Source organism: Microbulbifer maximicatervae (SeqCode) (genome assembly GCF_052468295.1).
Map to the genome: position 1 here is coordinate 3,506,944 of NZ_CP174340.1, position 12,928 is coordinate 3,519,871.

Consider the following 12,928-nt stretch of genomic DNA (forward strand, 5'->3'; position numbering starts at 1 on the left):
TTTTTATTAATTGAAAGGCAATTAATTCACAGGCTCTAATGAGGCCTCTTTTGAGCTTTCGCCAACAGAGGCTCGCGGCTCCCATACAACTCCCTTGGTATCCACGTGCTGTTTAAATAAAGGTTGATAATGCGCTTCGAGTACCTTTCGCTTAATCTTCAAAGTCGGCGTGAGGAATTCATTAAGAGGTGTCCACTCTTCCTTGGTGATAAAGATAGTCTTAATTCGCTCATGTTGCGGTAACTTATCATTCACTGAAGTCAGTAGCTTCTGCAAATGCTCATTAACTTCCCCACGTGGTAATTTTTCAGCGGACTCGGAGATAGTCACCAGCATTACTGGCTGATCCATACCGTGTCCCAGAACACAGAGCTGGGCCAACATTGTCTCATTACCAAAAAATCCTTCGAGTCGGCTGGGCTGAATAAACTTGCCTTTACTGGTCTTGAAGGTTTCTGAAATACGCCCAGTAATATGTACCAGACCGTCCTTATCAATAAATCCAGAATCACCCGTGTGGTAATAACCGTCCCGTATTACCTCCGCGGTTTTTTCCGGTTCAAGATAGTATCCCTTCATCAAGGAACCGCTCTTAAAGAGTATCTCCCCTTCCTCAGAAATCTTAACTTCACAGCCGTGATAAGGCTTACCAACCGTCCCCGGTACAGGATCTTCCCCCGGTGGAGCAAAGCAGCCATAGATAAAGTTCTCCGTCATACCATAACCATCAGCCACCTTCATTCCCATACGGTGGTACCAGCGCAGTAGTTCAATGGAAATAGGGGACGCGCCGCTAACCAATATTTCTGCATCATCCAACCCCAGACCATTTCGAACTTTCTTTCTCAGCCAGGTATTGATTCCAGGAATGCGCAACAGCACTTCTTGCAGTGACGGCGGGATTTTTTCATCAATGCCCTCTTTAAACTTGGTCCATAGCCGGGGAACCGAGAAGAACATCGTCGGGCGCGTGCGCTTTAAATCTTCCAGGAAAGTATCTAGAGATTCGGGGAAATGAATTGGGGTACCAGAATACAAACAATGGAATTCAACCAATATCCGCTCTGCAGCATGAGCTAAGGGCAAATAGGAAAGAACACGGTCATTCTCATCCATTCCATAACCGCGAATCATATTTGGGGAGACAAAAACCACCGAAGACCAGCTATGCATAACCCCTTTTGGATTGCCTGTAGTTCCAGAGGTGTACATGATCGTAAAGATATCATCCAGATCAAAAGTCGGCTTCTCCTCAAAGCGCTCACTCTCTTTGATTAGGGTTTCCAGATCCTGGTCACAACGGATCTCACAGCGCTGGATAGCGACCGAGGGCAGCATATCAGCAACTTCCTGTAGAGCCGCATTATTGTCGGTGGCCCCACAGAAAAGCAATTTCGAATCAGAGTGCTGTAAAACATAAGTCATTGAGGAGACAGATTGACCTGGGTAAAGCGGCACGCTGATCATTCCCGCCAGCATGATACCCACATCCACAATAATCCAGTCCGCACAATTTTTGCCGTGAATAGCGATGCGATCACCGGGCTCGTACTGAGCGCGCAGGTAGCCAGCAATCCTGCGAGCCCGATCCATTACCTCACCCCAGGTATAGTCTCTCCATTGCCGCTGCTGCATTTGGCGAAGAAAGACCGTATCAGCCTGCTGCGCCTCCCTCTGATAAAGAAGCTCTAAAGGTTGCAGGCCCTTCACCTTCTCGTATTTTTCTTCCGGGGTCATCGCTAGTCCTCTCTGATTATTGTGTTTTTTTTAATTATGAGCAGTATCATTTGTCCGGGCAGATTGCACCAATATGCAGCACACCCTGAGCGGAGTTACCAAGATAACTAAGCAGTAAAGCCATTAAATAACGACTTTTACTCGGCTTGGCTAGATCCGCCGAATGAATATGGCAGATGAAACACCTAAAAAGGCAGAATCTCTGACAGTTATTGTTTTACCTTAAGTTACTGAAGATCAGCTATTAGTGCAATTATTGTTATCAACAATAAAATGCGAATGACTGGTCACAAAGGAGCAGGCTCTTTGCTGCTCAATTGGGACATCAGGTCTAACAAAAGTATCCCTTTTATCAGGGCGCTACTTACTAATAGGACTAAAAACTAGAGCATTGTGGTGCACAGTTTCACATGAGTGTAATTCAAAATTACTTTTGATTTCTTAAAAATTTAATCCGCACCAATTTCTAGTTTGATATCAGGGTTACAGAGAAACAACCTGAGACAACAAGCAAAAACAAATAGCAACACCCAACTTAAAAAGCCCGAAAACTACAAAAGCTTCCTTTTAGCAAGTGCGAGCACCCAGGTAAAACTAAAAACGACAAAAGCCGCGGAGACTTAAAATCCATTTAAGGCAATTAATACAATAACCTTAATTTAATTAAGAACATTAACAGCTCTTAAATATTGAAAATAGCCGCCTCAATACTTCAGAGAAAATAACTTTAATTTCTCATTCAAGAATATACTTTCAGAGCTCGCAACACCGAAAGCATTGTAAGTTTTGTTTAAAAATAGATGTGTTTAACTGGGCGTTAAAAGCGAGATTGAGGAGGGAGAAATGGGGAGAGGGATGTGAAAAACACCCCCCTCTCCTACAAATTGTATTAACCTACCTTTTCTCCGTGAGCCTGCTTATCAGCATGGTAAGAAGAGCGTACCAAGGGACCACAGGCCGCGTGCTTAAAGCCGATTTGCTCGGCGTAGCGGCGATACTCTTCAAACTCATCCGGGTGGACGTAGCGCTGCACCGGCAAGTGTTCTTTACTCGGTTGCAGATACTGGCCGATCGTAAGCATATCGATATCATGCTCGCGCATATCGTCCATTACCTGGAAAATTTCCTCTTTCTCCTCACCCAGGCCAACCATCAACCCGGACTTGGTCAGTACGTCAGGGCGACGCTTTTTGTATTCCTGCAGCAGCTTTAAAGACCACTTGTAATTGGCACCGGGACGAGACTCTTTATACAGGCGTGGCACAGTCTCCAAATTGTGGTTAAACACATCCGGAGCTTCTTTCTCCAGAATGTCCAGCGCTACATCCATACGGCCGCGGAAATCCGGAGTGAGAATTTCCACTTGCAGGTTCGGGGATTGCGCTCTCGATTCACGAATACAATTGGCAAAATGCTCGGCGCCACCATCGCGCAAGTCATCCCGGTCAACAGAGGTGATTACCACATAGCGCAAACTCATTGCAGCAATGGCATCCGCCAGGTTCTTAGGCTCTTCCGGGTCCAGTGGATTGGGCTTACCGTGGCCTACGTCGCAGAAAGGACAGCGACGGGTACAGATTTCACCCATGATCATAAATGTCGCGGTACCGCCACTAAAGCACTCTCCCAAATTAGGGCAGCTCGCCTCTTCACAAACCGTTGACAGTTTTTGTGAGCGGAGAATATTTTTGATGCGATCCACTTCTTTTGAAGCGGGAACCTTTACGCGAATCCAGTCAGGCTTACGCAGCAGGTTATCGCTGGCAATCACCTTCACCGGGATACGCTCTACCTTATCGCCATCGCGAAGTTTCTCCCCCTGCTGGAGGCGGCGAGTACGCTTAACGGGCACCAGGTCGGGTTTATCAGCCATTACTTAATTCCTGCTGTTCTGCGCTCAGCTGCGCAAATACTTTTTCATCAATGGGTTGCCACTGGGCGTCGGGCAACTGAAGAGTGTGGAGCAGCTCGCGTACAAAAATCTCGGCGACCTGGCTCCAACTCGGGGTTGGTTCCAATATTTCTGCCATCTGCACCATCTGCATCCCCGCATAGCCACAGGGGTTGATCCGCAGGAATGGAGCCAGATCCATATCGATATTGATGGCGATACCGTGGAAACTGCACCCCCGCCGAACTCGCAATCCGATAGAGGCAATCTTACTTCCCGCACGTGGGCCTTCAGTGAGGTAGACCCCAGGCGCATCGGCCCTGGGTGCCGCTGCAACACCAAAAGTTTCCAGCATTGCCACCGTGGCAGTCTCCAGGGCAGTGACCAGATCACGCACGCCGATTTTTGCTCTGCGCAGGTCCAACAATGGGTACACCACCAACTGGCCGGGGCCGTGATAAGTCACCTGTCCCCCACGATCCACCTGAACCACGGGTATATCACCGGTATTCAGCAGGTGCTCGGCTTTGCCTGCCTGCCCCTGGGTGAAAACCGGCTCGTGCTCTACACACCAGATCTCGTCGACACTTTCGCCATCGCGACTATCGGTATAGCGCGACATGGCCTGCCAGACACTCTTGTAATCTCGCCGCGCAAGATCGCGAACAATGGTCATCAGAGCACCATATGCACAGCGGGGTGCTGTTTCAGTTCTTCAAATAATGCTTTGAGCTGTTCCTCACCAGTGGCGAGGATAAAGAAAGTCATTGAGGTGAATTTACCAGTACTACTGTCACGCAAGGTAACGCGCTCTTCATCCAGGCCGGGGGCATGGCGACGCATCACATCCAGTACAAATTCGTGCGCCTCATCATTGGCATCACGCACGACCTTGACCATGTAGTCTTCGCAGGGAAATTCAATTTTCGGGGCTTTTTGATTGGGATCTTGACTCATACCACTCTCCGGGGCCGGGCTGTTAGATATTGAGAAAAGCTTAGGCACAGCCGGGCGGCGATTATACAGCGGCTAAACAGCAGTGGACAGTGAGCAAAAGGGGAAGTGGACAGAGAGTGGGGAGGGATGGACAGGGATGGGAATCATTCCCATCCCTAAATCAGCAATTAGCTAAAAAAGCCCATTACAAAGCGCTTGATGGAGTCCCACATGCGCTTGAAGAAACCGGCACGCTCCACATCTTCGGCAGCAACTGCTTTAACATCGGCGACAGTCTCACCATCCAGGGTCACAACAACTTTACCTACTGGCTGGCCCTTCTGTACAGGCGCTTCCAGCTCGCCATCCACAATCAGGTCGGCCTTAATGCCTTCCTCACCGCCTCGGGGGATGGTAACGAATACATCTTTAGCTACGGCAATACCCACGCTGGGCTCTTTACCACCCCAGACACGCTCCGTCTGCAACTCTTCACCCTGACCATAGACCTTGTGGGTTTGGTAGTAGCGGAAGCCGTAGGCGAGCAGTTTTTGGGTTTCAGAGGCGCGCTTCTCATCACTGTCGGTGCCGACAACAATAGCAACCAGGCGCATGCCGCGCTTCATTGCAGAAGCTACCAGGCAGTACCCTGCTTCTTCCGTATGGCCGGTCTTAATTCCATCTACAGAGGAATCGCGCCACAGCAAACGGTTGCGGTTGGGCTGGTTAATGCCGGAGTAGCTGAAATACTTCTCGGAATAAATATCGTAATGCTCTGGGTGGTCCATTATCAGCGCGCGCGCCAGTACACCCAGGTCATGGGCAGTCGTTACATGCCCCTCTGCAGGCCAGCCAGTGGCGTTGACAAAGTTAGTATCTTCCATGCCCAGCAGCTCTGCCTGCTGGTTCATAACTTCGGCAAAGACCTCCTCACTACCGGAGACGTGTTCTGCCAGGGCGATACTCGCATCGTTACCGGACTGAATAATCACACCGCGCATCAAGTCGATAACCGGCACCTGGTCACCCACTTTGACAAACATCTTGGAGCCACCCTTACGCCAGGCCTTTTCAGAGATACGAACCATATCGTTTTCTTTGATGCTCCCCTTAAGGATCTCCTCAGAAACGATATAGGCCGTCATCATCTTGGTTAGGCTTGCCGGCGGTACCGGAGTATCCGCCTCGTGCTCAACCAGGACCTGACCGGTATTGGCATCTAAGAGCAGGTAAGACTTTGCCGCCAATTGAGGCGGTGCAGGGATAAGAGATTGCGCCTGGGCCAGGCCCGCACATAACAACAGGAAAGAACAGGCGATAATCCGTGTGATCATAGGTATATGTCTCGTCATTCCTCGTTTTCGTTGGCTTAACCTGCAACGAAATCTACAAGGTTAATCAGCGGCACTAGAGCTTGTCACCAAACGCCGCCTATCATTACAAAATTACAAAATACAAGAAAAAACGCGTCAATGCGCACTATTTTGTGAACGGGTATTCAAATGACTGCCGCCGATAGCATCAGTCACAATCATTTAAGGCAGATATCACCCTTACCTATTGATACCCAAAAGCCCACAACACTATTCGTAAACTACTTGTGGCTGTCCAAATTGCTTTTGCTCAACAGTTTCCCGCGCTGTTGCCAAAGCTCTCTGCTGGGTGAGTGGGCCAATTCGAACTCGATAATAAGTCTTGCCGCCACTCTGAACAGAACTAACAGCAACAGGATAGTCAATGGCCGCTGCCAATTGGGTGCGAATTTCCTGGGCCTGCGCGGAACTGCTATAAGCACCAACTTGCAGATAGGTATTGTCGGGCAACTTGATAGTCGTATCTTCCGCCAAACCAGCGGTGCCATCACTATTGGCCAGCACTTCATTGGCCGCCGGCAACGCGGCCGGGTCCAGAGCCTCTACCTCAACCCGAGCAATGCCTTTATCAATGTATCCGAGCTTTTGCGCAGCAGTATAACTGAGGTCGATGATGCGCCCGTGCACAAAGGGCCCCCGATCGTTTACCCGCACGATAATACTGCGGCCATTGTCGAGATTGGTGACCTTGGCATAGCTGGGCAGTGGTAGCGTTTTATGGGCAGCAGACATGGCATACATATTGTAGACCTCGCCATTTGCAGTGCGTCGGCCGTGGAATTTTGTTCCATACCAGGAAGCCTGCCCCACCTCTTTATAGCCCTTGACGTCATTGCGTACACGATACGTGACACCGTTGACCTTATAAGGGGATTTATTGCCGGCGTCGCCGATCGGCTCTCGGACAGGGATCGGCTCAGGGGCTGCTTGCATATTTACCGGAGCAGCAGGGCCACTATCCTTGATGCTATTAAAGTCCGGTTGCTTGGTGTTTTCGGTTTTCTGTGGTTTTGGCTGCGGGCCACTACAGGCCGCTAATATCAGGACCGCCAGGGCCACTCCCCAACGCGCTTTGCACTGAAACATAATCCCCCCGGCGCGCGACAACTTATTGCTGCCGTCTCCAAGCCGCTATTATCTGGAACTGCTAAATAAAATAGAAAAATATGAACGCTAAAAACCCAAATGGTTCCCTCCATTTGGGTTAAATTTAGCTGCGGGACTGAAGCCGCCTTAAGACTTGCCGCCTCTCGCTTTAACGATCTCTTGGGCCAGGTCATTGACGGCCATAGCGTAGAGACGACTGCGGTTATAGCGGGTGATAGTCGCGAAATTATTCAAACCGAGCCAATACTGTTTTCCCTGCTCAGTTTGCAGGGAGAATACGTTGGCCGGCATTTCCGGAGCCACCTGGCTAGTAGCGTTAAAGCCTTTGTCCGCCAATTCTCCAACGGTCCACTGCGGCTGCAGAGTGTCGTTGACGATTGTCATGTCCGCATTCGGGCGGGGGCTGGCCAGTACCGCGACCGGTTCACCGGGCTTCCATCCATGTTTAACGAAATAGTTAGCCACACTGCCGATCGCATCGGTAGGGTTATTCCATATATCCGCCTTGCCATCGTCGCTGAAGTCCACCGCATAAGAACGGTAGCTTGAAGGCATGAATTGACCGTAGCCCATAGCCCCAGCATAAGAGCCCTTGAGAGCCAAGGGGTCCATATCCTGCTCACGAGTCAGCAGAAGGTAATTTTCTAACTCTTTGGTAAAAAACGCAGAGCGACGGGGGTAGTTAAATGCCAGCGTGGAAAGTGCATCCAAAACCCGGTAGCCGCCCATATTACCGCCGTATCGGGTTTCAATGCCGATGATGGCAACAATCATCTCTGCTGGTACACCGTATTTCTTTTCAGCCTCAGCCAAGGCCTCGGCATTTTGATCCCAAAAGTCTACCCCACCGGCAATGCTCTGCGGGGTGAGAAACATTTTGCGATATTCGTGCCAGGGCTTGGCTTTCTCGGCTGGCCGTTTGATCGCCTTGAGGATGGAGTCTTTGCGCTTGGCCTCACGCATCAGAGTCTGCATTTCTTCGCGATTAAAATCGTGCTCTTCCACCATATAATCAACGAATTCTTGCGCTTGTTTATTATTTCCGTGACCCGGTTCCTGCGCACAGGCGGCGAGGGCCAGTCCCATCCCGATTAATAATCCCGAGGTCCACTTCAAAACGACCGCTCCTGTCTTCATCTCGCGTCTCTAAATCCGGTTATTGTCCCTATGCAGTGTTCCTCAAAAGTGAACTCTGCGCCGCTCAGTGCCAACAGCCATCAACAAGCCAAATCCGGCCATCAATGTAATCAAGGATGTCCCGCCGTAACTAATCACTGGCAAAGGCACCCCCACCACCGGCAACAATCCTGTAACCATACCAATGTTTACAAATACATAGACAAAAAAAGTGAGGGTAATACTCCCCGCCAACAATCGGCCAAATACGTGCTGGGCCATAAAGCTAATGTAAATGCCACGGGCGATAATCAGTACATATAGCAAAAGCAGCAACAGGGCGCCGCGCATGCCCCACTCCTCCGACAGTACCGCAATAATAAAATCGGTATGGCTCTCCGGCAGGAAATCGAGCTGTGACTGGGTTCCCTGCAGGTAGCCTTTGCCGTAAACACCACCGGAGCCGATAGCCGCTTTGGAGTTAAATATATTCCAACCAGCACCAAAACGGTCATCATCTGGGTTGAGCAGGGTCAAAATTCGCTGCCGTTGGTAATCGTGCAGCCCCCAGTGCCAAATTGGATAGGCAGCAACCAACAGCGCCATTGCCGCCGCACTGATCATCTTCCAACTCAACCCAGCTAGATACAGAGCAAAAAGACCGGACGCCGCAATCAGGATCGAGGTCCCCAAATCCGGTTGCCGTACGATAAGAGCTGCGGGAATCGCCACAATTGCCAAAGCTCCAATCACTGTGGTCAGTGATGGCGGCAAGCGGCGTTGATGCAGGTAAGCTGCCACTGCCATGGGGACACCGAGCTTCATCACTTCCGATGGCTGGAAGCGAAATCCGCCTATCTCCAACCAGCGCTGTGCCCCCATCGCCTTGGTGCCAAAAAACAATACCCCAACCAATAGCGCACAACCAGCCAAATAGGCCCAGGGGGACCAGCGCCGATAAAAATCCAGGGGAATTTGCGCAACGATAAACATGCCCACGAAGGCCACGCACATAAAAATCGACTGGCGCCGCACATAGTTCATATCACCGCCAGAAGCGCTGTACAGCACTCCAAGTCCCACGGCTGCCAACACCAACAACAGCACCAGTAGCGGTATATCAATATGCAGGCGGCGTGAGAGACTGGCCGGCTTGCGCAGACTGCCGTGGGCATCTGACAAACGGTGGGAGAAATCGCGACTAGCCATTGCCAGCCCCCTCGCTCAAATAAGTGGTATCCGCCGTCTTCTGCGGTTCCAAATGCGGGCGTGACATCCACTCCGCAAATAGCTCTCTTGCCACCGGAGCAGCGACCTTGCCGCCGCCCTCGCCATTTTCGACTAATACCGAAACAGCGATACGGGGGTTATCCACAGGCGCGAAAGCCACAAACAGGGCGTGATCTCGGTGGCGCTCTTGCAGGGCCTCTGAGTCATAGCGCTCCCCCTGGGCAATGCCGACCACCTGAGCGGTACCGGACTTACCCGCCACGCGGAAGTCCAGATCTTTACCAGCCCGTTTCCCGGTACCGGTACGGTGGTTGACTACAGCTTCCATTCCCTCGAATACCAAATCCCAGTGATCAGGGCGGGCCTCGAGGTTGTGCAGTATCTCGGGAGGTTGCTCCATCCCGTTGATCGACTTGACCATCTGCGGGCGGTAGTGGGTACCGCGATTGGCAATCGTGGCGGTCATTACTGCAAGCTGCAGTGGCGTCGCCAACACAAAACCCTGTCCCAGCACCGCATTCAAACTGTCACCGGGGAACCAGGGCATACCGCGGGCACCGCGCTTCCAGTCCCGGGAAGGAAATAGTCCAGAGCGCTCCATGGGCAGATCAATCCCGGTCTTGCTGCCCAAGCCAAAATGGGAGGCGATGCTGTGCATATCATCGATATCCCAGCGGTGCGCCATATCCCAAAAGTAGACGTCACAGCTCTGCGCCATGGCCTGTATCAGATCCACTTTCTCACCGTGCCCCCAGCGCACGTGGTCGCGGTAGATGCGCGGATCGTTGGGCAGCTTGTAAAAGCCGGGGTCCTTGACTGTACTCTCTCGAGTAATAATGCCCGCCTGGAGTCCACCCAGCCCCATCAACGGCTTTAAAGTGGAACCCGGTGGATACTGACCCTGCACCGCCCGATTAAACAGGGGCACATCGAGGGAATCGCTGAGGGCGCGATAGTCGGCAAAACTGATGCCGGTCACAAACAAGTTGGGGTCGAAGGACGGCTTGCTGACAAACGCCAACACGCCACCGCTATTTACATCGATCGCAACTACTGCACCGCGGCGATCTCCCAGGGCATCAGAGGCGACTTGTTGCAGCTGAGCATCCAGGTTGAGCACCAGATCCGAGCCCGGTTTGGGGTCCTGGCGCTCCAGTACTCGTAAAACCCGGCCACGAGCATTAATTTCGACATTTTCATAACCGACCTCTCCGAGCAGGAGATCCTCGTAGGAGCGTTCCAACCCGACCTTACCGATGCTGCGGGTACCGCGATAGCGGCGCACATCATCCTCGGTAAAGTTACTCAGGTCGCGGTCACTGATTCGCCCCACATAGCCCACACTGTGGGCAAATAGATCCCCGAGGGAGTAGTAACGCACCAACTCCGCCTCCACTGACACCCCAGGCATACGGAATTGATTAACACTGATCCGTGCGATTTCATCTTCGTTCAAACGAAACCGGAGAGGCACTGGCTCATAGGGGCGCCGGCGCTTGAGGCGTTTCTGGAATTTGGTGACATCGTTTTCATCGAGTCGCACCAGGTTACCGATCAGCTCTAGCGTGGCATCCATATCGCGCACGCGCTCGCGAACAATCGACAAGTTATAACTGGCGCGGTTATCGGCTAGCAAAATGCCGTTGCGGTCGTAGATCAATCCACGGGTCGGCGCGACCGGGCGCACCTGGATGCGGTTCTCATCAGATTGAGTGCGGTAGTCTTCGTAATTAACCACCTGGAGGTTGTAGAAACGCGCTACGAGAACACCCAGTAAAAAGATAACCCCCACAAGAGCCACCAACATACGATTGCGAAACAATCGCTGCTCGGTATGGGGGTCCTTGAGATGGTAATCGTGCGGCATCAGAATTTATTCGATGGTTTTTGACTGGCGTGCAAAAAATCTAATTCCCTACATTAACACAGGGCGAGTCAGGAGAGAGAACCGAGTCGGCAAATCTCTCCGCGACTTATCGCAAATATTTTATTTGTGGTAGGGATGGCCGGCCAATAATGTCCAGGCGCGATAAATTTGTTCAGCCAGAACCACCCTCACCAGCGGGTGTGGCAAGGTCAGTGGGGACAGAGACCAGCGCTGGCGCGCACGGGCGAGGCAGTCTTCGGATAAACCGTCGGGCCCGCCAATTAACAGGCTGATATTTTCCCCAAGCATTTGCCAATCACTTAATTGCGCCGACAACTGCTCGGTACTCCAGGGCTTGCCTTTCACATCGAGCGCTACCACGTGGTCCCGCGGTCCCAAAGCGGCGAGCATCGCCTCGCCCTCTTTTTTTCGCGCTTTTTCAATCAGGGCTGCAGAGCTCTTTTGGCCTCGTTGGCCGAGTGGAATTTCCACCATTTCCAGAGCAATTTCCCGGGGCAGGCGCTTAGCGTACTCGGCGTAGCCCTCCTGCACCCAAGCCGGCATTTTTCCACCGGCGGCAAGAATGCGGATTTTCACAGCAATTAACCCTGGTGCGGATCACTGCCATCGGCATCGTCACGGGTATTCGGAGTCATAGACCAGAGTTTTTCCAGATCGTAGAAACCGCGAACATCTGCGAGCATCACGTGAACAACCAAGTCACCGTAGTCGACTAATACCCACTCGCCCTGGTCAACACCTTCAACACCAATGGGGCGAATACCTTCTTTTTTCAGCTCGTCTACAACGTTCTCTGCCAGGGACTTAACCTGGCGGCTGGAAGTACCAGTACAGATCAGCAGATTGTCCATTACATCTGAAAGCCCGGAAACATCCAGGGAAACAATATCCTTACCTTTCAAATCTTCCAGCGCATTGAGAGCGATATCTTTAATATTTGTCATAACACCTTGATTCATTGCGGGTTGCCTGAAGCAACCTCTGTATAAAGTCGATGATCTTCTATGTACTGCAACACAGTTGCGGGCAGTAAATAGCGTGGCGACTGGCCACTTTTAATTAATTCGCGAATTTGCGTCGCGGAAATTGGCAACATGGTCTGCTCCCGCAACAGCAGGCAACCACATGCTCGTGTATGCAAGCCTGCAACCGTGCCCCGATGATTCTCCAGCAGTTCTGCCAGAGGGCCATGCTCTTCGCTATCGCGATCTGGCAGGTGCCAGCCCGGCCTTGTTACCACCACCAGATGTGCCAGCTCCAAGAGGCGCTCCCAGCGGTGCCAGCGGTGCAGACTCAATAGGGAGTCCAATCCCATGCAGAAACTGATGGAGGTTTCACCTCCCAGTTCACTGCGCAGCTCCTCCAGGGTATCTACCGTATAAGTAGCTCCGCCACGATGGAGTTCTCGCTCATCCAGGGTGAGCTCATCACACCCCTCAAGCGCCAGAGCCAGCATTTCGCTACGCTGGCGGGACGATACACCTGGCGTCTGCCGGTGGGCAGGCTGGTGGCTGGGTAGCAGGCGCATTTCATCAAATTCGAGCACCTGGCGCAGCTCCAGCGCCATGCGCAAATGACCGAGATGAATCGGATCAAAGGTTCCGCCAAACAGGGCCAACTTATGCCTTTTGCTCGCCACAATTATTTCTC

Annotated in this window: 12 protein-coding genes; all 12 read right to left on the bottom strand. The window is 51.8% G+C overall.

Going from position 1 to position 12,928, the window contains the following annotated elements; genetic code table 11:
- Positions 1-21 precede the first annotated feature (21 nt).
- A complete protein-coding gene (locus tag ACJJIQ_RS15650) occupies positions 22-1,737 on the bottom strand; it encodes an AMP-binding protein (RefSeq protein ID WP_445362385.1) in 1,716 nt (571 codons plus the stop codon).
- A gap of 889 nt (positions 1,738-2,626) precedes the next feature.
- A complete protein-coding gene (gene lipA / locus ACJJIQ_RS15655; RefSeq protein WP_282931475.1) occupies positions 2,627-3,610 on the bottom strand; it encodes a lipoyl synthase in 984 nt (327 codons plus the stop codon).
- Positions 3,603-4,304: a lipoyl(octanoyl) transferase LipB gene (gene lipB / locus ACJJIQ_RS15660; protein ID WP_282931474.1), complete on the bottom strand. Its 702-nt coding sequence runs from the start codon at positions 4,302-4,304 to the stop codon at positions 3,603-3,605. Before lipB ends, lipA begins: the two co-directional genes overlap by 8 nt.
- The gene (locus ACJJIQ_RS15665) at positions 4,304-4,585 is read right to left on the bottom strand and encodes an HP0495 family protein (RefSeq protein ID WP_282931473.1); all 282 of its coding nucleotides are present in this window, start codon (positions 4,583-4,585) and stop codon (positions 4,304-4,306) included. The genes lipB and ACJJIQ_RS15665 overlap by 1 nt, the downstream gene beginning before the upstream one ends.
- 167 nt (positions 4,586-4,752) lie before the next feature.
- Positions 4,753-5,898, bottom strand: coding sequence for a D-alanyl-D-alanine carboxypeptidase family protein (locus ACJJIQ_RS15670; protein WP_282931472.1), 1,146 nt, complete (start codon positions 5,896-5,898; stop codon positions 4,753-4,755).
- Between the two features lie 249 nt (positions 5,899-6,147).
- Positions 6,148-7,023 (bottom strand): septal ring lytic transglycosylase RlpA family protein, encoded by an 876-nt coding sequence (locus ACJJIQ_RS15675; protein WP_282931471.1) that lies wholly within the window; start codon positions 7,021-7,023, stop codon positions 6,148-6,150.
- Positions 7,024-7,170: 147 nt separating this feature from the next.
- Positions 7,171-8,181 (bottom strand): lytic murein transglycosylase B, encoded by a 1,011-nt coding sequence (gene mltB / locus ACJJIQ_RS15680; RefSeq protein WP_413663142.1) that lies wholly within the window; start codon positions 8,179-8,181, stop codon positions 7,171-7,173.
- Between the two features lie 42 nt (positions 8,182-8,223).
- On the bottom strand, positions 8,224-9,369 hold the full coding sequence (gene rodA / locus ACJJIQ_RS15685) for a rod shape-determining protein RodA (protein WP_444918079.1): 1,146 nt from the start codon (positions 9,367-9,369) through the stop codon (positions 8,224-8,226).
- The gene (mrdA, locus tag ACJJIQ_RS15690) at positions 9,362-11,257 is read right to left on the bottom strand and encodes a penicillin-binding protein 2 (RefSeq protein ID WP_444918080.1); all 1,896 of its coding nucleotides are present in this window, start codon (positions 11,255-11,257) and stop codon (positions 9,362-9,364) included. The genes rodA and mrdA overlap by 8 nt, the downstream gene beginning before the upstream one ends.
- 120 nt (positions 11,258-11,377) lie before the next feature.
- Positions 11,378-11,854 carry a 23S rRNA (pseudouridine(1915)-N(3))-methyltransferase RlmH gene (gene rlmH / locus ACJJIQ_RS15695; RefSeq protein ID WP_444896240.1) on the bottom strand — a complete coding sequence of 159 codons (477 nt, stop codon included), beginning with the start codon at positions 11,852-11,854 and terminating at the stop codon, positions 11,378-11,380.
- A gap of 5 nt (positions 11,855-11,859) precedes the next feature.
- A complete protein-coding gene (gene rsfS, locus ACJJIQ_RS15700) occupies positions 11,860-12,237 on the bottom strand; it encodes a ribosome silencing factor (protein ID WP_413663146.1) in 378 nt (125 codons plus the stop codon).
- A complete protein-coding gene (nadD, locus tag ACJJIQ_RS15705; protein ID WP_445362386.1) occupies positions 12,234-12,917 on the bottom strand; it encodes a nicotinate-nucleotide adenylyltransferase in 684 nt (227 codons plus the stop codon). Before nadD ends, rsfS begins: the two co-directional genes overlap by 4 nt.
- Between the last annotated feature and the right edge of the window lie 11 nt (positions 12,918-12,928).